The 24,988-nt window shown below is 59.0% G+C and carries 25 protein-coding genes; 13 read left to right on the top strand and 12 right to left on the bottom strand.

The features are described 5' to 3' along the window. Nucleotides 1-9 precede the first annotated feature (9 nt). Nucleotides 10-2,076 (bottom strand): carbon starvation CstA family protein, encoded by a 2,067-nt coding sequence (locus ABIA48_RS18635; RefSeq protein WP_429490483.1) that lies wholly within the window; start codon nucleotides 2,074-2,076, stop codon nucleotides 10-12. A gap of 161 nt (nucleotides 2,077-2,237) precedes the next feature. Here ABIA48_RS18635 and ABIA48_RS18630 point away from each other — a divergent pair, with 161 nt between their 5' ends. After that, nucleotides 2,238-2,606: a PilZ domain-containing protein gene (locus ABIA48_RS18630; protein WP_429490481.1), complete on the top strand. Its 369-nt coding sequence runs from the start codon at nucleotides 2,238-2,240 to the stop codon at nucleotides 2,604-2,606. A 128-nt stretch (nucleotides 2,607-2,734) separates the two neighbouring features. Here ABIA48_RS18630 and radA read toward each other — a convergent pair whose 3' ends face one another. Further along, a complete protein-coding gene (gene radA / locus ABIA48_RS18625) occupies nucleotides 2,735-4,102 on the bottom strand; it encodes a DNA repair protein RadA (protein ID WP_204934943.1) in 1,368 nt (455 codons plus the stop codon). A gap of 641 nt (nucleotides 4,103-4,743) precedes the next feature. On the opposite strand from radA, the gene mscL reads away from it, so the two are divergent. Next, complete coding sequence (mscL, locus tag ABIA48_RS18620) at nucleotides 4,744-5,157, top strand: large-conductance mechanosensitive channel protein MscL (protein WP_108231214.1); 414 nt, start codon at nucleotides 4,744-4,746, stop codon at nucleotides 5,155-5,157. Nucleotides 5,158-5,199: 42 nt separating this feature from the next. On the opposite strand, the gene ABIA48_RS18615 is transcribed toward mscL, so the two are convergent. After that, nucleotides 5,200-5,976: a ferredoxin--NADP reductase gene (locus ABIA48_RS18615; protein ID WP_429490478.1), complete on the bottom strand. Its 777-nt coding sequence runs from the start codon at nucleotides 5,974-5,976 to the stop codon at nucleotides 5,200-5,202. A 294-nt stretch (nucleotides 5,977-6,270) separates the two neighbouring features. Between ABIA48_RS18615 and ABIA48_RS18610 the strand changes: the two genes are divergently transcribed. Both ABIA48_RS18610 and ABIA48_RS18605 read left to right on the top strand, forming a co-directional pair. Further along, the gene (locus tag ABIA48_RS18610; protein WP_429490476.1) at nucleotides 6,271-6,984 is read left to right on the top strand and encodes an autoinducer binding domain-containing protein; all 714 of its coding nucleotides are present in this window, start codon (nucleotides 6,271-6,273) and stop codon (nucleotides 6,982-6,984) included. Between the two features lie 175 nt (nucleotides 6,985-7,159). After that, the gene (locus ABIA48_RS18605) at nucleotides 7,160-8,284 is read left to right on the top strand and encodes a methyltransferase (RefSeq protein WP_429490474.1); all 1,125 of its coding nucleotides are present in this window, start codon (nucleotides 7,160-7,162) and stop codon (nucleotides 8,282-8,284) included. A gap of 64 nt (nucleotides 8,285-8,348) precedes the next feature. Here the strand turns inward: ABIA48_RS18605 and ABIA48_RS18600 are convergent, their stop codons facing one another. The 3 genes from ABIA48_RS18600 to ABIA48_RS18590 all read right to left on the bottom strand — a co-directional run bounded on the left by ABIA48_RS18600 (nucleotide 8,349) and on the right by ABIA48_RS18590 (nucleotide 11,059). After that, a complete protein-coding gene (locus tag ABIA48_RS18600; RefSeq protein WP_007975773.1) occupies nucleotides 8,349-8,516 on the bottom strand; it encodes a DUF2474 domain-containing protein in 168 nt (55 codons plus the stop codon). 95 nt (nucleotides 8,517-8,611) lie between these two features. Further along, on the bottom strand, nucleotides 8,612-9,619 hold the full coding sequence (gene cydB, locus ABIA48_RS18595) for a cytochrome d ubiquinol oxidase subunit II (protein WP_429490472.1): 1,008 nt from the start codon (nucleotides 9,617-9,619) through the stop codon (nucleotides 8,612-8,614). A gap of 3 nt (nucleotides 9,620-9,622) precedes the next feature. Further along, nucleotides 9,623-11,059, bottom strand: coding sequence for a cytochrome ubiquinol oxidase subunit I (locus ABIA48_RS18590; RefSeq protein ID WP_310061527.1), 1,437 nt, complete (start codon nucleotides 11,057-11,059; stop codon nucleotides 9,623-9,625). A 470-nt stretch (nucleotides 11,060-11,529) separates the two neighbouring features. Between ABIA48_RS18590 and ABIA48_RS18585 the strand changes: the two genes are divergently transcribed. The 3 genes from ABIA48_RS18585 (at nucleotide 11,530) to ABIA48_RS18575 (ending at nucleotide 13,444) form a co-directional block, all read left to right on the top strand. Next, entirely contained in the window at nucleotides 11,530-12,780 is a 1,251-nt protein-coding gene (locus ABIA48_RS18585) for an MFS transporter (RefSeq protein ID WP_429490469.1), read from the top strand. A gap of 84 nt (nucleotides 12,781-12,864) precedes the next feature. Next, complete coding sequence (locus tag ABIA48_RS18580; protein ID WP_429490467.1) at nucleotides 12,865-13,143, top strand: type II toxin-antitoxin system RelE/ParE family toxin; 279 nt, start codon at nucleotides 12,865-12,867, stop codon at nucleotides 13,141-13,143. 13 nt (nucleotides 13,144-13,156) lie between these two features. Then, nucleotides 13,157-13,444 (top strand): HigA family addiction module antitoxin, encoded by a 288-nt coding sequence (locus ABIA48_RS18575; protein ID WP_007990901.1) that lies wholly within the window; start codon nucleotides 13,157-13,159, stop codon nucleotides 13,442-13,444. A 5-nt stretch (nucleotides 13,445-13,449) separates the two neighbouring features. On the opposite strand, the gene ABIA48_RS18570 is transcribed toward ABIA48_RS18575, so the two are convergent. Next, on the bottom strand, nucleotides 13,450-14,001 hold the full coding sequence (locus tag ABIA48_RS18570; RefSeq protein ID WP_429490465.1) for a DJ-1 family glyoxalase III: 552 nt from the start codon (nucleotides 13,999-14,001) through the stop codon (nucleotides 13,450-13,452). A 68-nt stretch (nucleotides 14,002-14,069) separates the two neighbouring features. Beyond that, on the bottom strand, nucleotides 14,070-14,516 hold the full coding sequence (locus tag ABIA48_RS18565; RefSeq protein ID WP_429490463.1) for a DUF4879 domain-containing protein: 447 nt from the start codon (nucleotides 14,514-14,516) through the stop codon (nucleotides 14,070-14,072). Nucleotides 14,517-14,737: 221 nt separating this feature from the next. Here ABIA48_RS18565 and ABIA48_RS18560 point away from each other — a divergent pair, with 221 nt between their 5' ends. Together ABIA48_RS18560 and trmA are read left to right on the top strand one after the other, a co-directional pair. Continuing rightward, a complete protein-coding gene (locus ABIA48_RS18560) occupies nucleotides 14,738-16,033 on the top strand; it encodes an NCS2 family permease (RefSeq protein ID WP_429490461.1) in 1,296 nt (431 codons plus the stop codon). Further along, nucleotides 16,030-17,109 (top strand): tRNA (uridine(54)-C5)-methyltransferase TrmA, encoded by a 1,080-nt coding sequence (trmA, locus tag ABIA48_RS18555; RefSeq protein WP_429490459.1) that lies wholly within the window; start codon nucleotides 16,030-16,032, stop codon nucleotides 17,107-17,109. The genes ABIA48_RS18560 and trmA overlap by 4 nt, the downstream gene beginning before the upstream one ends. Before the next feature lie 57 nt (nucleotides 17,110-17,166). On the opposite strand, the gene ABIA48_RS18550 is transcribed toward trmA, so the two are convergent. Both ABIA48_RS18550 and ABIA48_RS18545 read right to left on the bottom strand, forming a co-directional pair. Further along, the gene (locus tag ABIA48_RS18550) at nucleotides 17,167-17,613 is read right to left on the bottom strand and encodes a DUF2442 domain-containing protein (protein WP_429490457.1); all 447 of its coding nucleotides are present in this window, start codon (nucleotides 17,611-17,613) and stop codon (nucleotides 17,167-17,169) included. After that, on the bottom strand, nucleotides 17,610-18,038 hold the full coding sequence (locus ABIA48_RS18545; protein ID WP_429490455.1) for a DUF4160 domain-containing protein: 429 nt from the start codon (nucleotides 18,036-18,038) through the stop codon (nucleotides 17,610-17,612). The genes ABIA48_RS18550 and ABIA48_RS18545 overlap by 4 nt, the downstream gene beginning before the upstream one ends. A 226-nt stretch (nucleotides 18,039-18,264) precedes the next feature. On the opposite strand from ABIA48_RS18545, the gene ABIA48_RS18540 reads away from it, so the two are divergent. The 3 genes from ABIA48_RS18540 to ABIA48_RS18530 all read left to right on the top strand — a co-directional run bounded on the left by ABIA48_RS18540 (nucleotide 18,265) and on the right by ABIA48_RS18530 (nucleotide 20,617). Next, entirely contained in the window at nucleotides 18,265-19,176 is a 912-nt protein-coding gene (locus ABIA48_RS18540; protein ID WP_429490453.1) for a LysR substrate-binding domain-containing protein, read from the top strand. 140 nt (nucleotides 19,177-19,316) lie between these two features. Then, nucleotides 19,317-19,757 carry a type II 3-dehydroquinate dehydratase gene (gene aroQ, locus ABIA48_RS18535; RefSeq protein ID WP_007990916.1) on the top strand — a complete coding sequence of 147 codons (441 nt, stop codon included), beginning with the start codon at nucleotides 19,317-19,319 and terminating at the stop codon, nucleotides 19,755-19,757. Between the two features lie 5 nt (nucleotides 19,758-19,762). Beyond that, nucleotides 19,763-20,617 (top strand): shikimate dehydrogenase, encoded by an 855-nt coding sequence (locus tag ABIA48_RS18530; RefSeq protein ID WP_429490451.1) that lies wholly within the window; start codon nucleotides 19,763-19,765, stop codon nucleotides 20,615-20,617. 32 nt (nucleotides 20,618-20,649) lie between these two features. Here the strand turns inward: ABIA48_RS18530 and ABIA48_RS18525 are convergent, their stop codons facing one another. Then, the gene (locus tag ABIA48_RS18525; protein WP_429490449.1) at nucleotides 20,650-21,327 is read right to left on the bottom strand and encodes a TetR/AcrR family transcriptional regulator; all 678 of its coding nucleotides are present in this window, start codon (nucleotides 21,325-21,327) and stop codon (nucleotides 20,650-20,652) included. 102 nt (nucleotides 21,328-21,429) lie between these two features. Beyond that, on the bottom strand, nucleotides 21,430-23,328 hold the full coding sequence (gene quiC / locus ABIA48_RS18520; RefSeq protein ID WP_429490447.1) for a 3-dehydroshikimate dehydratase QuiC: 1,899 nt from the start codon (nucleotides 23,326-23,328) through the stop codon (nucleotides 21,430-21,432). 268 nt (nucleotides 23,329-23,596) lie between these two features. Here quiC and ABIA48_RS18515 point away from each other — a divergent pair, with 268 nt between their 5' ends. After that, nucleotides 23,597-24,934: an MFS transporter gene (locus ABIA48_RS18515; RefSeq protein WP_429490445.1), complete on the top strand. Its 1,338-nt coding sequence runs from the start codon at nucleotides 23,597-23,599 to the stop codon at nucleotides 24,932-24,934. Nucleotides 24,935-24,988 lie beyond the last annotated feature (54 nt).

Genomic DNA, 24,988 nt, shown 5'->3' with positions numbered 1-24,988 from the left:
AATCCTCGATCACGCTTCCGGCAGCGCCTGGAATGGCGATTCTTTATCCGTACGTTCTTTGCTGCCCCAGGCGGAGATACCGATCTTGAGCGCATAGAACAGGATGCTGAACACCACGAACAGGAACAGCGCAGTCAGCGTTGCGTTGGTGTAGGCGTTGAAGATCACGTGCTGCATCTGCGTGATGTCCTTGGCCGGGGCGAGGATCTGACCGTTGGCCAGCGCATCGCTGTATTTCCTGGCCAGCGACAGGAAGCCGATCGCCGGGTTGGCATCGAACAGCTTGATGAAGCCGGCCGTGGAGGTGCAAATCAGCAGCCATACCGCCGGCAACATGGTGACCCAGACATAGCGCTGGCGTTTCATCTTGATCAGCACCACGGTGCCGAGCATCAGCGCGATACCGGCCAGCATCTGGTTGGAGATACCAAACAGCGGCCACAAGGTGTTGATGCCACCCAACGGGTCGATCACCCCTTGGTACAGCAACCAGCCCCACATGGCCACGCAACCGGCGGTGGCGATCAGGTTGGCGGTCCAGGATTCGGTGCGGCGCAGGGCCGGCACGAACGAGCCGAGCAAGTCCTGGAGCATGAAGCGCCCGGCACGGGTACCGGCGTCGACCGCGGTCAGGATGAACAGCGCCTCGAACAGGATCGCGAAGTGGTACCAGAACGCCATGGTGTTTTCACCCGGCAGAACACTGTGCAGGATCTGTGCGATCCCGACCGCCAGGGTTGGCGCACCACCGGCACGGGCCAGGATGGTGATTTCACCGATGTCATGGGCCACCGCTTGCAGAGCGTCCGGGGTGATGGCAAAGCCCCAGTTGCTGACCGCTGTCGCTACCGCCACCACATCCCCACCGACGACCGCCGCCGGGCTGTTCATGGCGAAGTACACGCCTGGTTCGATCACCGAGGCGGCGACCATGGCCATGATCGCCACGAACGACTCCATCAGCATGCCGCCGTAACCGATGTAGCGGGCGTTGGTTTCGTTATCCAGCAGCTTCGGCGTGGTGCCGGAAGCAATCAGCGCGTGGAAACCCGACACGGCACCGCAGGCGATGGTGATGAACAGGAACGGGAACAGCCCGCCCTTCCACACCGGACCGGTGCCATCGATGAACTGGGTCAGCGCCGGCATTTTCAGCTCGGGCATGGTGATCAGGATGCCGATGGCCAGGGCGACGATGGTGCCGATTTTCAGGAAGGTCGACAGGTAGTCACGCGGCGCCAGGATCAGCCACACCGGCAGTACCGCCGCGACGAAACCGTAGCCGATCAGCATCCAGGTGATTTGTACGCCGGTGAAGCTGAACGCCTTGGCCCACACCGGATCCGCGGCAATCTGCCCGCCGAGCCAGATCGAACCGAGCAGCAACAGCACGCCAATAACGGAGATTTCACCGATGCGGCCCGGGCGGATGTAGCGCATGTAGATGCCCATGAACATCGCGATCGGGATGGTCGCCATCACCGTGAAAATGCCCCAAGGGCTTTCGGCCAGGGCTTTCACCACGATCAGCGCCAGCACTGCGAGGATGATGATCATGATCAGGAAGCAGCCGAACAGCGCGATGGTGCCGGGGATGCGACCCATTTCCTCGCGGACCATGTCGCCGAGGGAACGGCCGTTGCGGCGGGTGGACATGAACAGGACCATGAAGTCCTGAACGGCACCGGCCAGCACCACGCCAGCGATCAGCCACAACGTGCCGGGCAGATAGCCCATCTGCGCCGCGAGCACCGGGCCGACCAGCGGCCCTGCACCGGCGATGGCCGCGAAGTGGTGACCAAAAAGAATGTGCTTGTTGGTCGGCACGTAGTCCAGACCGTCATTGTTGAGCACAGCGGGAGTGGCCCGTCGCGCATCGAGTTGCATGACATTGTTAGCGATGAACAGACTGTAATAGCGGTAGGCGACCAGATAGATGGCCACGGCAGCGACCACAATCCATAAGGCGTTGATTGCCTCGCCTCGGCGCAATGCCACGACGCCCAGGGCGCACGCACCTACGATTGCCAGCATCAGCCAAGGCAAATGGCGTAGCGGGCTATTATTATTTTTCATTTTATGATTCCAGCCAGAGTGGACAAGAAAGACCATCACCCCCGAGTTTAGCTCTCCTGACGGCAAAGGCCATACCCCCACATTGGTCTAGACACCTGCGCGCAGTGGCAGCCATTGATAATGCAAGTCTATAGTCAGCGTACATTTCCGAGGATCGCGCCATGAGCGAGCACCCTGCCGAACGTCGCCGCTTCAAACGTATTGCGTTCGATGCCCGAACCGAGCTGAGTCAGGGCGAATCCATCTGGCCGGTGAAATTGATTGATCTGTCGCTCAAGGGGTTGCTGATCGAGCGACCCGATCCATGGTTGGGCAATCCGCAGCAGAAATTTCTAGTCGACATTCATCTGAGCGAAGAGGTCGACATCTGCATGGATGTGCAACTGGCCCACGACGACCATGGCCAACTCGGCTTTGTCTGCCTGCACATCAGCCTGGAGTCCATCGAGCGCCTGCGGCGATTGATCGAGCTCAACCTCGCTGATCCGCAGGAGCTGGAGCGAGAACTCGGTGCCCTGATCGAGATCTAGCCATCAGCGAAAATCATTGTGGGAGCGGGCTTGCTCGCGAAGAGGCCATTAGATTCAGCATCTCTGTTGACTGACACACCGCTTTCGCGAGCAAGCCCGCTCCCACAGGATTGTGTATTAACCCGAAACTATTCGAACAATGCATCGAGTGCCTGTTCCAGGCGAGTGACGGCAATAATCTGCAACCCCGCCGGTGCCTCTTTCGGCGCATTGCCCTTGGGCACGATGGCCCGCTTGAAGCCGTGCTTGGCGGCTTCTTTCAAACGCTCCTGACCGCTCGGCACTGGACGCACCTCACCGGAAAGCCCGACTTCACCGAACACCAGCAGATCGTGAGGGAGCGGCCGATTGCGCAAACTGGACATCACCGCCGCCATCAACGCCAGGTCGGACGCCGTTTCCAGCACCTTGACCCCTCCGACTACGTTGAGAAATACGTCCTGATCGTGGGTCGGAATGCCACCATGACGGTGCAGCACCGCCAGCAACATCGCCAGCCGGTTCTGGTCCAGCCCCAGCGTGACCCGACGCGGGTTGGCCAGGTGACTATCGTCCACCAGCGCCTGAACCTCTACCAGCATCGGACGCGTACCTTCCCACGTCGCCATCACCACACTGCCCGGGACTTCCTCTTGGGCGCGGGTCAGAAAAATCGCCGATGGGTTGGAGACTTCCTTCAGGCCCTTGTCGGTCATGCCGAAGACGCCCAGTTCATTGACTGCGCCGAAACGGTTCTTCACCGCCCGCAGCAGACGCAGGCGCCCGTCGGACTCGCCTTCGAAATACAGCACGGTGTCGACCATGTGCTCCAGCACCCGAGGGCCGGCCAGCGCGCCTTCCTTGGTGACGTGGCCCACCAGGAAAATCGCCGTACCGCTCTGTTTGGCATAACGCACCAGCAGTGCCGCGCTTTCACGCACCTGGGATACGCCGCCCGGTGCCGATTGCAGTTGCTCGGTAAAGATCGTCTGGATCGAGTCAATCACCATCACCTTGGGCTTTTCCTGACGGGCCGTGGCAATGATGGTTTCGATGCAGGTTTCGGTCATGACCCGCAGTTGATCCTGAGGCAACCCCAGGCGCCGCGCACGCATGGCCACTTGCTGCTGGGATTCCTCACCGGTGACGTACAGCGCCGGCATGCTCTTGGCGAGGTTGCACAAGGTTTGCAACAGAATGGTCGACTTGCCGATGCCCGGGTCGCCGCCTATCAGCACCACCGAGCCATCCACCAGACCGCCACCCAGAACCCGGTCCAGCTCACTGGAAGCAGTGGAGAAACGCGGAATTTCTTCGACACTGACTTCGGCCAGGGTCTTGATCTGCGCCTGTTGGCCGGCCCAGCCGGTACGCCCGCTGGGGGCAGCGGCCCCGCCACTTTCCACCATGGTTTCGGTGAGCGTGTTCCAGGCCCCGCACTCACCGCACTGGCCGGCCCATTTGGGGAAGGTTGAGCCGCACTCGGTGCAGCCGTACATGCGCTTGGCCTTGGCCATCGGAACTCCCGGCAAAAAAACGCGATGATAGCTCAGCCGAGGCGCAGGAGTGCGGCCAGATATTTTGCAACCCCTTTGGACATTTCAAATAGCTTCATTAAACTCAGAGTTACCAACATATGCCTGCCATACAAAAAGCTTGTATAAGTTTTTATTGAACACATCCAACAAACTCTAGGGGCATATCTCACCGCCCGGCTTAAAACCTGTACAAACCTTATTCACCAACATACTTAATGCACAACCCAGACAACATTCACACAAAACGCAGCCATTAACTCTGAGAGACATAAAATTTCCTACACAAACTCTCAATTAACGAAACAGTTCATATTGCCATACTGCAATTAACTTTCAGTTCAGGCTCTTGCCCACCCACTACCCGATTAACTTCAACATCTCGATTCAAGGATGGTATCTCGACCTTGGTTCACTTACGCAAGTGAACCATACCGCTGTAAAAACCTTATGCGAATAGCCGCAGAAGAGCGGGCCAGCCCATGGATGAGATCAATCGGTGATTTTTTCAACACCGCCCGGATCGATTGCGGACAAGCACGGCCGGCGGTTGACTTGAGCAAGATTCGATTTGCTGATTTACACTGCGATCACCAACCTCATCTGTAACAAGGAAATAACCTATGGGCGTGCTAAATGAGTTCAAGGCCTTCGCGGTCAAAGGCAACGTGGTCGACATGGCTGTCGGCATCATCATCGGTGCGGCCTTCGGCAAGATCGTTACGTCGTTTGTCGGTGACTTGATCATGCCGCCAATCGGGATGCTGATCGGGGGCGTGGACTTCAGTGATCTGGCCATAACGCTCAAGGCAGCGGAGGGCGCCACTCCAGCGGTGGTGCTGGCTTATGGCAAATTCATCCAGACCATCATCGACTTCGTCATCGTCGCCTTCGCAATCTTCATGGGCGTCAAAGCCATCAACCGCCTGAAGCGCGAAGAGGCCGTGGCCCCTAGCCTGCCACCGGTTCCAACCAAGGAAGAAGAGTTGCTGGGCGAGATCCGTGACTTGCTAAAGACCCAAAACAACAGGCCTTGACCGCATTAGTGAAAGACACGGCGCTTTGAGGCGCCGTTTTTCTTACCAGAAGTTTTCCACTGCCACCTGGCCAGGTCGCCGACTGAGGCTCAAGTGCATGCCACGCTGCTTAAGCAGCTTGCGCGTGTCATCGATCATCTGCGGATTGCCGCACAGCATGACCCGTGAATGTTCGGACGTCAGCTCAACACCCGCTTCGCGCTCCAGCTCGCCGGTTTCAATCAGCGTGGTGATCCGCCCGTTCAATGCACCAGGATGCTGTTCACGAGTGATTGTGGCAATGAATTGCAGTTTGTGTGCGTACTCCGCCAGATACTCACGTTGGGTCAACCCCGCGATCAGCTCCTGATAAGCCAGTTCCCGGGCTTCGCGAACACTGTAGACCAGGATGATCCGCTCGAATTTCTCCCAGACTTCGAAGTCCTGGAGTATCGACAGGAACGGCGCCACGCCCGTGCCTGTGGATAACAACCACAGATCGCGCCCATCGGCAAAACGGTCCAGTGTCAGGTAGCCGAAGGCCTGGCGGTCGACCAGCAATGCATCGCCAACACCCAGCCGGCTGAGCTCGCTGGTGAACTCACCGCCCGGTACGACAATGGAAAAGAACTCGAGGAATTCGTCAAAGGGCGAGGACACCATGGAGTAGGCACGCCACACCGTGCTGCCGTCAGCCTTGGTGACGCCCAATCGGGCAAACTGCCCCGATCGAAAACGAAACCCTGCATCCCGGGTAGCACGCAGGGTAAACAGGTTCGGGGTCAGCGGATGAACCTCAAACAAGGTCTGGCGCGTAAATTTTTCTTCACTGACGGACATGGCAGGCTCCAATCAAAAGATACCTCCAGTGTCCCGCAAAGAAAGCAGCGTAAACACCGACAATTTGTAGTGATATTAATGATCGATGATTAAATGCGACACACAGCTGCAAGTATAAAATGACACATGGCATTTTATAACTGATCCAGTACCTAAGAACCTGGAACACACTTTTCCAACAGTCAAAAGAGCAAAATTGTCGAAGCATCACCGTAGGAACTGTCCTACACTCCGTGACGTGCCGAATTTTGGATCCAACACGCACTCGAAACACATACGAATGGAGATCATTGTATGGAAATCTGGAAGGAGTCACAGCTCAAACAATTGTCACACACGCAAGAGATCAATACTGCCTATCAAATCGCACTCAACTTCGCTAGAAACCTTGGGTATAAATTTTGTGGCTTTTCAATTACCTCGAACTCAGTCGGGGCCGAAGCCAGTACGGTAAACCTGAACAATTTTCCCCATGAGTGGAATTTCCAATATAAAAAAAGCAACGCCACGCAAATAGACCCAATAGTGGCGCACTGCAATCACTCAATGTTGCCGGTTCTCTGGAGTGAAGAGCTTTTTTTCAAGACGCCATGGCTATGGCAGTTGCTGCAGCAACAAGGCTTGCAGCATGGCTGGTCCCATGCGATCCACGATGAGAAAACCGGTCTGAACAGTATTTTCAGTCTGGCCAGAAGCCACTGCCCGATTTCAGCCTATGAGCTGTACGAGAACCTTGGATTCGCGGTGTTCATCAGTCGCCATCTGCACGCTCTGGCGACCGGGATGCAGCCGAAAAGACCGGCTCGCCCTCAGGCTCCTTCCTTGTCACGGCGGGAACTCGAAGTATTGAAACTGTCTGCCGATGGCAAGACGGCCTATGAAATTTCCAGGATCCTCAATCTGAGTGAGCGCACCGTCAACTTTCATGTGCACAGGGCTATCGAGAAGCTCGGCGTCAACAACAAGATTGCGGCAGTCATCGCCGCAACCCGGTCCGGGGCCATCTGAAAGCACCCGATTCCGGGAAAACCTGCGGGTAATCCAGTCAAAAAAAACGTACCATTTGCGGTCCTTCCTGAGTGATCGCGTGCAGACTTGCACGACGCAGTGCACTCGGACGGCTCCGCCCGCTCCAACGCCTTCGGGCAGCGGGACATCCGTTGATTACCCAGAGCCCCGCCCCATGCCTTTGCTCGAAACACCCTTCGCCAGCCTCGACCTGATCCGCCAGCCCGAACAGCAGAACGAACCGCTGCAGGCTTTCGATGCGGCCGATGAATACCTGCTCAATCATCTGGCCGAACAGCAGCCGACGTCGGACATCCGGGTACTGGTGCTCAATGACAGTTTCGGTGCGTTGGCGGCCAGCCTGGCGGGCAAGGTGCAGGTGGTCAGCAGCGGTGACTCGTTCCTGGCCTTCCAGGGCCTGGAAAAGAACCTGATGCGCAACGGCCTGGCGTTTGATGCGGTGGCAAGTGTGCCCGCCAGCGAAGCCCCTGTCGGGCCGTTCGACCGGGTGCTCATTCGTGTTCCGAAGACCCTGGCGCTGCTGGAAGAACAACTGATCCGCCTGCAAGGCCAACTGGCTCCCGGCGCCCAAGTGGTTGCCGCGGCCATGATCAAGCATCTGCCCCGGGCGGCGGGGGATTTGCTGGAGCGTTACATCGGACCAGTGCAAGCCTCGCTGGCGGTGAAGAAGGCCCGGTTGTTGATCGCAACCGCTGAAAACAAAGTGCCCGCCATATCCCCCTTCCCGACCCGCTATCAACTCGACGAACCGGCCATCGAACTGATCAACCACGCGAACGTGTTTTGTCGCGAAGGCCTCGATATCGGCACCCGGGCGTTTTTGCCACACCTGCCAAAAAACCTCGGCTCGGCGCGGGTCGCCGATCTTGGTTGCGGCAACGGCGTTCTGGCCATCGCCTGCGCCCTGCAAAACCCCGAGGCCCACTACACGCTGGTGGACGAGTCGTTCATGGCCGTGCAATCGGCCGCCGAAAACTGGCGCGCTGCGTTGGCCGGGCGGGAAGTGATCGTGCGTGCCGGCGATGGCCTGGCCGGCCAGGAACCGCAATCGCTTGACGTCGTGCTGTGCAATCCACCGTTTCACCAGCAACAAGTCGTGGGCGACTTCCTGGCCTGGCGGATGTTCCAGCAAGCGCGCGAAGCGCTGGTCGTGGGCGGCGCGCTGTACATCGTCGGCAATCGTCACCTGGGTTATCACAGCAAGCTGGCGCGGTTGTTCCGTGGCGTCGAGCAAGTGGCGGCCAATCCGAAATTCGTGATCCTCAAGGCGCGCAAGTAACAGGCAAAAAAAACCCTCCGGTCGGAGGGTTGTAAAACCGTGCCCTGAGGCCACGGGAGGGATGTCAGTGCGTGGTCAGGCCCGCCGCGTTCATGAACAGGCGCATCAGGCTGGCGACGATGAACAATGCGCCCACGCTGCCGACCCAGATCAGGGCCAGCCAGCCGAGCCGCTGCCACAGTGGCTTTTTTTCGGCTTCTTCAATGTCGTGCAGGGAATGTTTGGCGGCCATAACGTCAATCCTCTTCAAGATTGATGGCGTCGCATCCGACGCCATCATCGGAGCGCCGCCCGGATCAAGCTCGCTCCTACAGGTTTTCTATAAGGCTAGTGGTAACCGTGTTCATGGGTGACCTTGCCGCGGAACACGTAGTAGCTCCAGAAGGTGTAGCCCAGGATGAACGGGATGATGAACAGCGTGCCCACCAGCATGAAGCCCTGGCTTTGCGGCGGCGCGGCGGCATCCCAGATCGAAATCGACGGCGGGATGATGTTCGGCCACAGGCTAATGCCCAACCCGCTGTAACCGAGGAAGATCAGCACCAGGGTCAGCAGGAACGGCGTGTAGTGCGCATTGCGGGCCACGGCGCGGATCAGGCCATACATCGTGACCAGCACCAGAATCGGCACCGGCATGAACCAGAACAGATTCGGCAGGGTGAACCAGCGTGCGGCGATTTCTGCATGGGCCAGCGGGGTCCAGATGCTGACGATGCCAATCACCGCCAGCAGCACGAAGGCCAATGGCCGTGCCAGGTCATGCATCTGTTCCTGCAACTTGCCTTCGGTCTTCATGATCAGCCAGGTGCATCCGAGCAACGCATAGGCCACCACCAGCGCCGCACCACAGAACATCGTGAACGGTGTCAGCCAGTCGAGTGAGTCACCGGCGAATTGCCGGTTGACCACCGGCAAGCCATCGATGAACGCTCCGAGCGCAACGCCCTGGAAGAAGGTCGCAGTGAGCGAACCGCCGATGAACGCCTTGTCCCACAGATGGCGCTTGTCGTCCCGGGCCTTGAAGCGGAACTCGAAGGCCACACCGCGGAAAATCAACCCGACCAACATCAGGATCAGCGGCAGGTACAACGCCGAAAGCACCACCGAATAGGCCAGCGGAAATGCGCCGAACAACGCCGCGCCCCCCAACACCAGCCAGGTCTCGTTGCCATCCCAGACCGGGGCGACGGTGTTCATCATCACATCGCGGTCGGTCTTGCCCTTGATGAACGGGAAGAGAATGCCGATGCCCAGGTCGAAACCGTCCATGACCACGTACATCATGATGCCGAAGATGATGATCACGGCCCAGATCAGCGGAAGATCAATACCCATGATTCAAATCTCCTTGGTCAGGCTGTGGCCGGCATCGGCGTGATCGTCGTCGGCGGCGGACAACGGACGGGCCGGTGTGCGTTTCTGGCCGGGGCCGCCGTCGTTGGTTTCTTTGCCTTCGTCGGTCTTCGGCCCCTTGCGCACCAGGCGCATCATGTAGCCAAGACCGGCGCCAAACAGCGCGAAATAAACCACGACAAACAGGATCAGGGTGATGCTCATCTGCATGAAGCTATGGTTGGACGACGCATCCGCCGTACGCATCAAGCCGTAGACCACCCACGGCTGACGGCCGATTTCCGTGGTGAACCAGCCGGCGAGGATCGCGATCAGGCCGGACGGCCCCATCCACAACGCCAGGTACAGGAACGGCCGCGAGGTGTAGAGCGTGTCGCGCTTGCGCAGCCACAGGCTCCACAAACCGGTGAAAATCATCAGCATGCCCAGGCCGACCATGATCCGGAACGACCAGAACACAATGGTTGAGTTTGGTCGGTCTTCAGGCGGGAACTCCTTGAGCGCCGGTACCTGTTTGTCCAGGGAGTGCGTGAGGATCAGGCTACCGAGGTACGGGATTTCGACGGCGAATTTGGTTTTTTCTTCCTTCATGTCCGGCCAGCCGAACAGGATCAGTGGAGTCGCCTCATTGCCCTTGTTTTCCCAGTGTCCCTCGATTGCGGCGATCTTTGCCGGCTGATGCTCAAGCGTATTCAGGCCGTGGAAGTCACCGATGACTGCCTGGATCGGCGCGACGATCAGGGCCATCCACATGGCCATCGACAACATTTTGCGGATCGCCGGGTTGTCCTTGCCGCGCAGCAAATGCCAGGCCGCCGAGGAGCCGACGAAGAACGCCGTCGCCACGAATGCCGCCGTGGCCATGTGCATCAGGCGGTACGGGAACGACGGGTTGAAGATCACCGCCAGCCAGTCTGTGGGTATGACCTGACCATTGACGATTTCGAAACCCTGCGGAGTCTGCATCCAGCTGTTGGAGGCCAGGATCCAGAACGTCGAGATCAGTGTGCCGATGGCGACCATGACCGTGGCAAAGAAGTGCAGCTTGCGCCCGACCTTGTTCCAGCCAAACAGCATGACGCCGAGGAATCCGGCTTCGAGGAAGAACGCCGTGAGCACTTCATAGGTCAGCAACGGCCCCGTCACGGAACCGGCGAAGTCCGAGAAGCGACTCCAGTTGGTGCCGAACTGATAGGCCATCACCAGACCGGAAACCACCCCCATGCCGAAGTTGACGGCAAAGATCTTCGACCAGAAATGGTAGAGGTCACGGTAAGTGTCGTTATGGGTTTTCAGCCACAGGCCTTCGAGTACCGCCAGGTAACTCGCCAGGCCGATGGTGATGGCCGGAAACAGGATGTGGAACGAGATGGTGAACGCGAACTGAATTCGGGCGAGATCAAGTGCCTCTAAACCGAACATAAGTCTTCCTCTGTCAGGTAGTACGGCTGCTGGCTGGAAGCCTGCACCCACGGCCCCCACGGAAATGGAGTGTGGCGAATCTCTGTTTGTTCTTTTTTTTGCACGCATCACAACGCAGGGAGTCTGGCCTTGCGGCCGCCGGATCAATTCCTTTTGTGGGTTTTGATCTGGATCAATCAACGTTGAAAGAGTAGTCCCAATTTCGGGGATGAACCGCGTGGTCTTTTGCCGCGTGACAAGTTGCCTCACGGCCTTGGTCACGAGCTGAAATACATTTCCTGTGGGAGCGGGCTTGCTCGCGAAGGGGGCATCAGCTTCAACATCAATGTTGACTGACACTCAGCCTTCGCGAGCAAGCCCGCTCCCACAGGAAAATCGATGTCTTGCTAACTAAATTTTTTGTCATGGCAACTTTCTGTTACAGGTTGGTGATAACCTCGCTTTTCCCCTCACCCCAGATTTTCCCGCAGATGCCCAGCCAAGAGCCCGTGCTGTTACGTCACCATCGCCCTTTTCTTGCGTTCTGGCTGGCCCGGGTATTTACCGCCAGCGGCTTCCAGATGCTCACTGTGGCCATCGGCTGGAACCTGTATCAATTAACCGGCAACGTGCTCGACCTGGGTCTGGTTGGCCTGGTCGAGTTCGCCCCACGCGTGCTGTTCATGCTGCACACCGGGCACGTCGCCGACCGCTATGACCGGCGCAAGGTTGCGGCGATTTGCCAGTCCTTGCAGGCACTGATTGCCCTGTCGCTGGCCATCGGCAGCGCGACCGAGCATGTCACCCGGGAGATGATCTTTATCCTCGCCTTCCTGCTCGGTGCCGCTCGCTCCTTTGAAATGCCGACCACCCAGGCCCTGCTGCCAAGCATCGTGCCCAGTGCGCTGTTTCCCCGCGCTGTGGCCGCCGCCCAATCGGCCCAGCAATCGGCCACCATCGTCGCCCCGGCCCTCGGCGGTTTGCTCTACGCCTTCGGCAGCGTCTGGGTGTATGGCCCGACGGTGCTTTTGTACGTCATCGCCTGTTCGCTGATGCTCAACCTGCCGGCCCGGCAAACGCCACTGAACAAGGGCAAAGCCACTCTGGATTCACTGCTGGCAGGCATCCGCTTCATTCGCAGTCGTCCGGACATTCTCGGGGCGATCTCCCTCGATCTGTTCGCGGTGCTCTTGGGGGGCGCCACGGCGCTGCTGCCGGTGTTCGCCAAGGACATCCTCCTGACCGGCCCGTGGGGGCTCGGCCTGTTGCGCTCGGCACCGGCGGTGGGCGCGCTGTTGATGTCGCTGTTCCTGGCGCGTTTTGCCGTGGAGCGCAACGTCGGGCGGGTGATGTTCACCGCCGTGGGCATCTTCGGCGTGGCAACCATCGCCTTCGGCCTGTCGACCTCGTTCTGGTTCTCCCTGGCGGTGCTGGTGGTACTGGGCGCGGCAGACATGATCAGCATGGTCATTCGCGCGTCTTTCGTACAACTGGAAACCCCGGATGAAATGCGCGGCCGGGTCAGCGCCGTGAACGGCTTGTTCATAGGTGCTTCGAACCAGTTGGGTGAATTCGAATCGGGTCTGACCGCCCACTGGTTCGGTACCGTGCCAGCCGTGGTCATGGGCGGGATCGGTACGCTGGTGGTGACCGGAGCGTGGGTCAAACTGTTCCCGACACTGGCCCGCCGCGATCGCATGCACGTGGCTAAAGATGAAGAGAAGGAAGAGGCGAAAGCCTGAAACAACTCTCAGGCACAAATTGGCTGACAAGGTGCAATACATAGTTAACGCATAAAGTGTAATGTATCGCCTTACACTCCACCCATGATCAAATCCTTTCAGCACAAGGGCCTTCGGGGCTTCTATGAAACAGGTTCGACTCGTGGGATTCGTGCAGATCATGCGAAGCGTCTGTCGCGGATGTTGCAGTTTATGGACCGCGCGACTGCACCTGGCGACCTCGACCTTCCGGGATGGCGCTTACACCCGCTCAAGGGTGAGTTGTTCAATTACTGGTCACTGAGCGATTCAGGGAACTGGCGTATTGTTTTTCGTTTCATCGGTTCCGATATCGAACTTGTCGACTATCTGGACTACCACTGACAGGAGGCAGGACATGCCCTTGCACAACCCGCCCCACCCTGGTGAAACACTATTGTTGGATGTGTTACCCGGGTTAGGTATCAGCGTCGCTGAGTTGGCCCGCCATTTGGGTTTTGCTCGCCCGCATCTTTCCCGGGTCCTGCACGGCCATGCGCCGATCAGCCCGGACCTGGCGGTGCGACTGGAAAGGGCTGGAATCGGTAAAGCGCGGATGTGGCTTGGGGTCCAGACCGACTACGATCTCTGGCAAGCGGAACAGCGTGAACAGCCGAATATCAAACCTATCGCCACGCACGCCTGAGTCTTCTAAACCAACAACTCCCCTGCCACCGCCGCACGTGTGGCTTTTCCGCAGAGTTGCTCCACCAGCGCCAGGGCAAATGCCAATGCGCCAGCCGAGCCCTGGGCGGTGATGCAATTGCCATCGATCACTATCGGTTGATCGACGAAGTTACAGCCCAACAGTTGATGGCTGGCCGAGGGCAGGCAAGTCATGCGTCGTTGACGCAACACACCAAAGGCCTGAAGCGCCACGGCAGGCGCTTCGGCGATGCCGGCGAACAGGCGACCGGCTGCCGCCTGATCCTTGATCAATTGTTGCAGAGGTTGATGTGCTGCCAAATGCTGCGAGCCCACGGCGCCACCCGGCAGGGCAATCAGGTCGAACGGTTGCGCCAGCAAATCCACCAGCATGGCATCGCTGGTCAGGCGAGTGCCGCGGGCGCAGGTGAGCATGCGCCGCCCTTCGATGCTGGCCACCACCACTTCTATTTTGGCACGGCGCAACACGTCGATCAGGGTCACGGTTTGCAGGTCGTCGGTGCCCTCGGCGAGGGCAATCAAGGCTCGAAAGGTCATCAGGTACTGTCCGCAGAGTGATCTTTAAAGCGTAGTCAGCTTTCCTGACCCTTGTTCGAGGCTTGCGGTTACTTGATGTAAAGTTGCGTCGACATCGTGTTGCCGGGGGCGTTGATCGAGGTATTGCTGAAGGTCAGAGTGCCTTCCTGCTTGCCCGCCAGATCGAGGGCATACAAATAGCCGACGGTTTTTTCCCCGGGGGTGCAGCTGGTCAGGTTGCCGTTCTTGAACGCGCAAACCGGCGTCCGCGTGCCGTTCACCTCGAAACCGTCGAGGGCGACATGGGCTTCACGCCCGTAACCCACTTCCAGCACGTACACCATGATGTTCGGACCATTGTGATCGCAGCGCGTCCGGGTTTGCCCTTCGTCGATATTTTCAACGCCACAGGACGGCGACGCGACTTTGAGTACTTTCAATTGCGTCAGTGGCGCAGCCGAAGCTGCCACTGCCGCTTGAGCCCCGAGAAACAACGCCATCCATACGGCGAAGGCGACAACCAGACGCTTTTTCATGCAGGACCCATCCCCCAAAAAACCAGCGCGCAGTATGGCGCACTTGGCTTTGTCGCAAAACATCGACGACGATCACCGCCATAAGCAGCCATATTCCCAAGCTACTGGTATGATGCGCGGCTTTTTCCGGCCCACAGTAATTTCCAGGCGCGTTCTGCTGCCTGTGCTTTGCTGTTGAGGTCGATACATTCACGGCGCCCGGCGCGCCACGGGGAGCAGACATGCTGGAAAGGCTGTTTCAACTCAAGGCACACAACACCAACGTGCGGACCGAGATTCTGGCGGGCCTCACGACCTTTTTGGCCATGGCCTACATTCTGTTCGTCAACCCGAGCATCCTCGGCGAAACCGGCATGGACAAGGGCGCGGTGTTCGTCGCCACCTGCCTGGCAGCCGCCATCGGCTCCACGACCATGGGCTTGATCGCCAACTACCCGATCGCCCTCGCGCCGGGCATGGGCCTGAACGCCTTCTTCACCTACACCGTGGTCCTGCACATGGGCCATACCTGGCAAGTGGCACTGGGCGCGGTGTTCATCTCGGCGGTGTGCTTCTTCCTGCTGTCGATCTTCCGCATCCGTGAATGGATCATCAACAGCATCCCGCTGCCACTGCGTTCGGCCATTGCTGCCGGTATCGGCCTGTTCCTGGCGCTGATCGCCCTGCATAACGCCGGTATTGTGGTCAGCAACCCGGCGACCATGGTCGGCCTCGGTGACCTGAAACAACCGGCTCCGATCCTCGCCACCCTCGGTTTTGCCCTGATCGTCGCACTTGAAGCACTCGCCGTGCGCGGCGCGGTGCTGATCGGCATTCTGGTGGTGACCATCGTTTCGATCGTGGTGGGCTTCACCCCGTTCGGCGGCGTGATGTCGATGCCACCGTCGCTGGCCCCGACCTTCCTGCAACTGGACATCAAGGGCGCGCTGGATATCGGTCTGGTCAGCGTGATCTTCGCCTTCCTGTTCGTCGACCTGTTCGATAACTCCGGCACGCTGATCGGCGTCGCCAAGCGCGCGGGCCTGATGCGCAAAGACGGTCACATGCCGAAAATGGGCCGTGCCCTGATCGCCGACAGCACCGCGGCCATGGCCGGTTCGCTGCTGGGTACCTCGACCACCACCAGCTACATCGAATCCGCCGCCGGTGTGAGTGCCGGTGGCCGCACCGGCCTGACCGCCGTCGTTGTCGCGATCCTGTTCCTGCTGGCGCTGTTCTTCTCGCCACTGGCCGCCAGCGTTCCAGCCTTCGCCACTGCACCGGCCTTGCTGTTCGTCGCCGTGCTGATGACATCCGGCCTGGCCGAAATAGACTGGGACGACATCACCGTCGCCGCGCCGGTGGTGATCACCGCGCTGGCAATGCCGTTCACTTATTCCATCGCCAATGGCATCGCCTTCGGTTTCATTTCCTGGACCGCCATCAAGCTGATGTCCGGTCGTGGCCGTGAGCTGAACCCGGCGCTGGTGATCCTGTCGATTCTGTTCGTGATCAAGCTGGGTTGGTTCAACGCATGACTTTCGATTCCCAGGCCTATGCCGTTCAGCTCGAAGACAAGGTCCAGCGCTTGCGTGACCTGCTGGCCCCGTTCGATGCACCGGAGCCAGCCGTTTTCGATTCACCGCTGCAAAACTTCCGCCTGCGCGCCGAGTTCCGCCTGTGGCGCGAAGCCGGCGAGCGTCATTACGCGATGTTTTCCCAGGAAGACAAGCGCACGCCAATCCTGATCGAAGAGTTCCCGATTGCCAGCCTGCGCATCAACCAGTTGATGCCGCAGCTCAAGGCTGCATGGCAAGCCAGCGCCGCCCTGAGCCACAAGCTGTTTCAGGTCGAGTTCCTGACCACCCTGGCCGGCGATGCGATGATTACCCTGTGTTATCACCGCCCGCTGGATGAGCATTGGCACGCCGCGGCTTCGAAACTGGCCGCGGACCTGAACGTCAGCATCATTGGCCGCTCCAAGGGCAAGCGCGAAGTCATCGGCCACGATTACGTAGTCGAGCAGCTGGACGTCGGCGGCGGGACCTTCAGCTACCGCCAGCCGGAAGGCGCGTTCACTCAGCCTAACGGCACGGTGAACCAGAAGATGCTCAACTGGGCGTACGATGCGCTCGGGGATCGCTCCGATGATTTGCTGGAGTTGTATTGCGGTAACGGCAACTTCACCCTGCCGCTCGCCACCCGCGTGCGCAAAGTGCTGGCCACTGAAATCAGCAAGACCTCAGTCAATGCAGCATTGAGCAACCTGAGCGAAAACGCTGTGGATAACGTCACTCTCGTGCGCTTGTCCGCCGAAGAGTTGACTGAAGCCCTGAATGAAGTGCGTCCATTCCGTCGCCTGCACGGCATCGACCTCAAGAGCTACGAGTTCGGTAGCGTGTTCGTCGATCCACCTCGCGCCGGCATGGACCCGGACACCTGCGAGCTGACCCGGCGCTTCGATAACATCCTGTACATCTCCTGCAATCCGGAGACCCTGGCAGCCAACATCGCCCAACTGCACGACACCCACCGCATCACCCGATGCGCAATGTTCGACCAGTTCCCGTGGACCCATCACATGGAATCCGGGGTGTTGTTGACCCGGCGTTGATGGCGAGTGCCAGGCACAAAATAGCCGTCTTCACGACGGCTTTTTTGTGCCTGGCACTTACAAGACAACATCGACCTTGCGCGGGCGCCCGCCTTTCCTGCCGTTGGCCCGTGCGGCTTCAGACTTTGCGGCGCTACTCTGGCGACCATTGCGCGAAGCGACGACCGAGGCCGCCATGGTCATCAGCGGCTTGCTCGCAGAAATCATCCCGGCGATAGATACATGCAGGTCCTTGCCGTCATGGCACAGTGCAGTACCCGCATGGCCGACGGTCAGGCTGGCGAAATCACCGATTTCGAAATCATCGAACTCCGGATAGTTGGCCACGGGCAACAATACGCCGCTGCCGTCTTCGAAGCTGACGGCCAGACAGGGGGCCAGGTAGGTAACCGCTATCGCTTGCAGGCTGTTTTTTCTACGTAATTCGCCACGTTCAATGGCTCTGCCCAGGCTACTTTCCGTTACGGGGTTATCGGCCTGAACCTTGGCTTTTATCGTTTTCATAACTCGATCTCCACACTTTCCTGTGCACCTATCAGGGACAGCAACGTCTTGTTCGATTCCGGTTCGTAGCAAGCCGATCCAATCATATTGGTGGTACTTACAACCCTTTTCACCACAACGACTTCGTTGCTTTGCCAGTCCCACAATTGATTATCAAGACAAGCCGTTTGTAATTTTCGCCACCAGATGCCACGGGCGCGCCGTAAATGGGCAGGTTGCTTGAGCGATTGGCGCAACCCCTCAAGCACCGCCAACGGTGGTCGATGCGAAAGCGGAACAACATCCCAAAGCTCGACACCGTTGTGCCAGAAGCTGAACCTGAATCTCGCACTCCACGTATCTGCTTCCACATGCGCATGAGGCGGGCAATGCTCGTCCCGCAACATGATCACCACCGACAGTCCTTTGTAACTGCATACCTTCATGCTAACCCATCCGTTAGGTTTATGAATCCGAGGATCCGGCATTCCCTGGAAAATCCGACCGTTGGCATTGGCAGTCGAATCCTTTCTTCCGTCCACAGGCTAGCGTCCGGGCGCTTCCCGGGCCTGCGGAACACCACGCGAATTGGTAAGAAATCCTTTCATTACGACGCTGGCACCTGATAAATACTGATCCAGTTTCTTCATTTGATCCCCGGTGTCATCAATCATGCAGCGACAATTCGACGATCTTCAGTTGGGCAGCATCGAGCTGTTTTGTCTCGCAGCCGAGGCTGGCAGCTTTACCGCCGCTGCGCTGGTGGCGGGAGTAACGCCTGCCGCGGTGAGCCGCTCGGTGTCGCGCATGGAAGAACGCCTGGGCGTGCGCCTGTTCGCGCGTACCACGCGCAGTGTGAAGTTGACCGACAGCGGTCGCCGTTATCACGAAGAATGTCGCCAGGCCCTTGCGCAACTGGTCGAGGCCCAGCGCGAGGTCATGGGCCAGCAGCAAGTGCCGTCCGGCACCTTGCGCATCAGTATTCCGACCACTTACGCACATCATCGAATCCTGCCGCTGCTGCCCGAGTTCCGCACGCGATATCCGGGAGTGAAGGTCGAGTCGCACATCAGCAATCGCAACATCGATTTCGTCGGCGAAGGCTACGACATGGCGATTCGTGTGCGAGCCATCCCGGATTCCGGCCTGATCGCCCGACAGTTGGAAGATGCCGCCCTGGTGATGATCGCCAGCCCCGACTACCTGAAGCGGGCCGGCATTCCACAAACCCTCGACGACCTCGAAAACCACGAATGCATTCAGTACGAACTGCCCAGCAGCGGCCGGCGTATTGCCTGGTTGTTCAACGAAGAAGGCGTACCCCGGGAGATTCTGGCCGAAGGCAGCCTCAGTTGTTCCGACGATGTACTGGGCGGTGTGACCCTGGCCAAACACGGGGCGGGGTTGTTTCAAACCTATCGTTTTATCGTTGAAAAGGAACTGGCCGACGGTTCGCTGGTGGAAGTGCTCAAGCCCTATGGTGGGCGCTCGCGGCCGTTTACCTTGCTGTACCCGCAAAGTCGTCATGTGCCACTGCGATTGAGGGCGTTTATCGATTTCCTCGTGGAGCACCTGCCGCGCTGACCTGCGAAAGTGTCCGATCACCGCCCACAAACAGCCAGGGTGCCTTCTCTTCAATTGACCGAATTAACCAGTTGGTACAATTTATCTCCACCGGCTGAAACCCTCGGCCGACTCCAAAAATAATAAGTGGAGAGATTCCGATGTCCCCTATCGTTCTGGTGCTTAACGGCCCGAACCTGAACCTGCTCGGCACCCGTGAACCGGCGACTTACGGCCACGAAACCCTGGCAGACATTTCGGCCCTGTGCGGACGTGCCGCCGAAGAGTTCGGCCTGGCAGTGGAGTTTCGCCAGACCAACCATGAAGGCGAATTGCTCGACTGGATTCACGCCGCCCGCGGTCGCTGCGCCGGGATCGTCATCAATCCTGCCGCGTGGACCCACACCTCCGTTGCGATCCGCGATGCCTTGGTCGCCAGTGAACTGCCGGTGATCGAAGTCCACCTGTCCAACGTCCACGCTCGCGAATCCTTCCGCCACCATTCCTTCGTTTCAGGCATTGCCACCGCCGTACTGGCCGGTTTCGGCAGCCATGGCTATCGCCTGGCGCTGGAGCATTTCAGTCAACGTTTGAAGGGGTGATCGCCGTGACTCAGAACCACGTGATACTGGCCGGGCTGATTGGCGCCGGCATCCAGGCTTCCCGCACTCCGGCGCTGCACGAGCACGAAGGCGATGCCCAGGGGCTGCGCTACCTCTATCGCCTGATTGATCTTGATCAGTTGAAGCTCGATAGCAACGCCCTGCCCGACCTGTTGATGGCTGCCGAGCGGATGAACTACACCGGACTGAACATCACCTTTCCATGCAAGCAGGCGATCATCCCGCTGCTCGACGAACTCTCGCCGGAAGCCCAGGGCATCGGCGCGGTCAACACGGTGGTGCTCAAGGACGGCAAACGCATCGGCCACAACACCGATTGCCTGGGCTTTGCCGAGGGTTTTCGCCGGGGCTTGCAAGGCGTTGCCGTTGAACGTGTCGTACAAATGGGCGCCGGCGGTGCAGGTGCGGCGGTGGCCCACGCGTTGTTGAGAGAAGGCGTACAACAGCTGAGCATTTTTGACGTGGACATCCGTCGCGCCCAGGATTTGGCCGACAATCTCAATCAGCATTTCGACATCGCTCGAGCGGTGGCCGGGTATGACCTGCCCAGCGCCATGGCCCAGGCTGACGGTTTGGTGAACACCACGCCGATGGGCATGAAAAAACTGCCAGGCACGCCGGTGCCGGTCGAGCTGCTGCGGGCCGAATTGTGGGTGGCGGAAATCGTCTACTTCCCGCTGGAAACCGAATTGCTGCGAAACGCCCGTGCACTGGGTTGCCGGACACTGGACGGCGGCAACATGGCGGTGTTTCAGGCGGTGAAGGCGTTCGAATTGTTCAGCGGCGTGGTGCCGGATGCCCAACGGATGCTTGAGCATTTCCAGAGCATGAACGGCTGAATGAAGTGAGGGGGCAATCCCCTCACCCCGCATCAGGCCTGCAGGTAGCGCAGCACCGATTCGCAAATCATCTCGCGATGACGCTGTTTGATGCGTTCGTCCGGCAGGTCGATCTGAAAAATCTCACCAATTGTGTGGCGGTTCGAGACGCGATAGAAGCAGAACGAACTGATCAACAGATGTACATCCAGCGGATCAAGACCGGCACGAAACAGCCCTTGCCCGACACCGCGACGCAGAATCTCGCCCAGTGAATCGAGGATGGTGTTGTTCATCGCCTTGATCGTATCGGAGCGCTTCACGTACTCGGCGTTGTGAATGTTCTCGATACTGACGATGCGCACGAAATCGACGTTGCGGTCATGGTGATCGAAAGTGAATTCCACCAGACGCCGGATCGCTTCCACCGGCGCCAGTTCGACCAGGTGCAGGCGGTTTTCCGTGCGGCGAATGTCGCCGTAAAGTTTTTCCAGAACCTCGACGTAAAGTTGCTCCTTACTGCCGAAGTAGTAATAGATCATGCGCTTGGAGGTGTGGATACGCTCGGCGATGGCATCGACACGAGCCCCGGAAAGCCCCTGCTGGACGAATTCGACAATCGCTTCCTGCAGGATGTTTTCGCGGGTCTTTTCCGGGTTGTTCTTGCGACTCTTGCGCGGCTCGACACCCGATTCGACGGAGGCTGCGGGGAGTTCTGAGTTCATTGTCATTGCGGGCTCACGGCCATCACTGCACAGGCTGGCGATTATGGGCTGCGCAACACGGTGAAGGAAGCCACGCAGCCCACGTTTAATCCCGCGTTTACGAATTTCCTACAACTTCGCCTGACGCAGTGCGCCGCTCCGGGATTTGGCCATGGCCGCCAGGCGCACCGCGACGTTGGCCGCACCGTAGCCGGCATAACCGTTTTTACGCTGGATGATCTCAAAGAAGAATCGCCCCTCGAACGGCTCGGTGTACACATGAAACAGCTCACCGCCCTGGGTGTCGCGGTCGTACAACACGTTGTAGTAGGCCAGTTCGCTGAGGAACTCGTCGTCGAAATCGAACCGTGCCGCCAGGTCATCGTAGTAGTTGAGCGGGATATCCAACAGCGGCACGCCCGCCTCTTTTGCACCGCTGACCTGGGCAAAGATGTCATCGCAATCAAAGGCGATGTGATGCACACCGGAGCCGCGATAACTCGACAGCGCGTGTGAGATCGCGGTGTTACGGTTCTCGGAAATGTTCAGTGGCAAGCGGATAGAACTGTCGCGGCTGCGCAACGCACGGCTCTTGACCAGACCATAGGGATCCGGCAGCACGACTTCATCGTCCGCTTCGAAATCCAGCAGGCTTTTATAGAACAGCACCCAGCTATCGAGGCTGTCGGCCGGCAACGCCATGGCCATGTGGTCGATGCGCTTGAGACCGCCGCCGGCCGCCGCCGGGTACAGATTGAAGTCAGTGCCATAAACATCGGCGTGCTGATCCACCAGATAGATCAGGCTGCCATCCGGCGCACGCACCGCCGCCAGTTCCAGTTCATTGGGGCCGACCAGTCCGCGATAGGGCTGGCCCTTGTAGGCCACGGCTCGGGCCAGTGCGCTGGCGCTGTCCTTGACCCGTACGGCGGTGGCGCACAACGAAGGGCCGTGGGCCTCGAAAAAGCTGTGGCCGAAGGAGTACGGTTCGGAGTTGAGGATCAGGTTGATATCGCCCTGGCGCATCAGGCTCACGCTCTTGGAGCGATGCTGCCCGGCCTTGACGAAACCCAACCGCTCCAGCCAATGGGAGAGCTTGGCGCCGAGGCTTTCGTCCACGGCAAACTCCAGAAACTCAATGCCGTTGTACTCGCTGGCCTTGGGCGTTTCGAACAGAATCCCGGGGTTGGGCGCAGGCTTGTCTTGCTGCGCCAGACGCTCGCGGGTTTTCTCTTCCAGGTACAACAACGAGCGCAAGCCGTCGGCAGCGTTGGCCCGTGGCGGCGCGGCGCGGAAACCATCATTGAAGATTTCCAGCGACAATGGCCCGGTGTACCCGCTCTTGATGATCGGCGCGAGGAACCCTGGCAGATCGAATTCACCCTGGCCCGGGAAGCAGCGAAAATGCCGGCTCCACTCCAGCACATCCATGGCCAGGATCGGCGCGTCAGCCATTTGCACGAAGAAAATCTTGTCGCCGGGAATCTCGGCGATAGCACCTGGGTCGCCCTTGAGCGACAAGGTGTGAAAGCTGTCCAGCAACACGCCAAGGCTTGGGTGATCGGCCTGACGCACGATGTTCCACACCTGTTGATACGTGTTCACATGCCGGCCCCAGGCCAGCGCTTCGTAACCGATGCGCAGACCACGAGCCCCGGCGTGCTCGGCCAGCAACCGCAAGTCGTCGACCAGAATCCGTTCATCACCGATGGACTCGGCCGAGGCGTTGCTGCACACCAGCACCAGGTCAGTGCCCAACTCCTGCATCAGGTCGAACTTGCGTTCGGCGCGCTCCAGATTGCGCGGCAGACGATCACGCCGACAGCCTTCGAAATCGCGGAACGGTTGAAACAGGGTGATGGCGATCCCGAGATCGGCGCACATCTGTTTAATTTCCCGCGGGCTGCCGTCGTAGTAGAGAAGGTCGTTCTCGAAAATCTCGACGCCGTCGAATCCCGCGGCGGCAATGGCTTCGAGCTTTTCCGGCAGGGTGCCGCTCAAGGACACGGTGGCAATGGAACGCTGCATATTTCGACTCCCGGTGGAGGCTTCGGCTACAGGGAATTTGCGCCGCTTTTAAAAGAGTGAGCGGATTATTGAGCCGGGCTTTTCATTGGGCAATTCAAAGTGTACTACCCGGTTAGTTTTGTGTTCGATTATCGAACACAATGGTGGTTGGCGAATTGACGATTTTTTGTCCACTGCCCAACATCGACACCACATTGAGTCCGGACACGCAGCACCGGCCGCGATGTCCAAAACACCAAATAACAAATTCAAAAAACGGGTGGTACACATGATTCCTTCCCAAAGCTCACCCATGGCTCCGGCCATGAACGTCACTGCCGGTGGCATCGGCAACAAGATTCGCGGCGCCATGGCAGTCGGCAAAACCCGTTGGGGCATGCTGGCGCTGGTGTTTTTCGCCACCACCCTGAACTACATCGACCGCGCCGCCCTGGGTGTGATGCAGCCCATCCTGGCCAAGGAAATGAGCTGGACGGCGATGGACTACGCCAACATCAACTTCTGGTTCCAGGTCGGTTACGCGATCGGCTTCGTGCTGCAGGGCCGCTTGATCGACCGGGTCGGCGTCAAGCGTGTGTTCTTCTGCGCCGTACTGCTCTGGAGCCTGGCGACCGGCGCCCACGGCCTGGCCACTTCGGCGGTCGGCTTCATGGTTTGCCGCTTCATCCTCGGCTTGACCGAAGCCGCCAACTACCCGGCTTGCGTGAAAACCACGCGGCTGTGGTTCCCGGCTGGCGAGCGTGCTGTAGCCACCGGTATTTTCAATGCCGGCACCAACGTCGGCGCGATGTTCACGCCGATGCTGCTGCCACTGATCCTGCACGTCTGGGGCTGGCAGGCCGCGTTCCTGTGCATGTCGGCGCTGGGCGGGGTCTGGCTGCTGTTCTGGGGCCTGAAGTACTTCAACCCGGAAGACCACCCGAGCGTCAAACAGTCGGAACTGGACTACATCCAGAATGAAGTCGAACCGGAACAATCCCGCGTGCCGTTCTCAAAAATCCTGCGCATGCGTGGCACCTGGGCCTTCGCCCTCGCCTACTCGATGACCGCGCCGGTGTTCTGGTTCTACCTGTACTGGCTGCCGCCGTTCCTCAATCAGCAATACAACCTGGGCATCAACGTGACCCAGATGGGTATTCCGCTGATCATCATTTACCTCACTGCCGACTTCGGTAGCGTGGGCGGCGGCATCCTCTCCTCGTTCCTGATCGGCCGCGGGATCAACCCGATCAAGGCGCGGCTGATGTCGATGCTGCTGTTCGCCTGCTGCATCATCGGCGTGATCATGGCCGCCGGCTCCAGCAACCTGTGGGTCGCGGTGTTTGCCATCTCCCTGGCCATCGGCGCACACCAGGCCTGGACCGCCAACATCTGGAGCCTGGTGATGGACTACACGCCCAAACACATGATGAGCACGGTATTCGGCTTCGGCGGCATGTGCGCAGCGATTGGCGGGATGTTCATGACCCAGTTGGTCGGCCACATCCTGACCGTCACCAACAACAATTACACCGTGCTGTTCACCCTGATTCCGGCGATGTACTTCATCGCGCTGACCTGGATGTACTTCATGGCACCGCGCAAAATTCCGACCGTCACTGAGTAATACGCCCTACCACGTCAGGCCTGATTTCAGGCCTGACGCCTAATGCCAGTCAAA

Source organism: Pseudomonas sp. S30_BP2TU TE3576 (genome assembly GCF_050436025.1).
Lineage (GTDB): Bacteria > Pseudomonadota > Gammaproteobacteria > Pseudomonadales > Pseudomonadaceae > Aquipseudomonas.
This window is presented reverse-complemented; position numbering and strand designations above follow the sequence as displayed.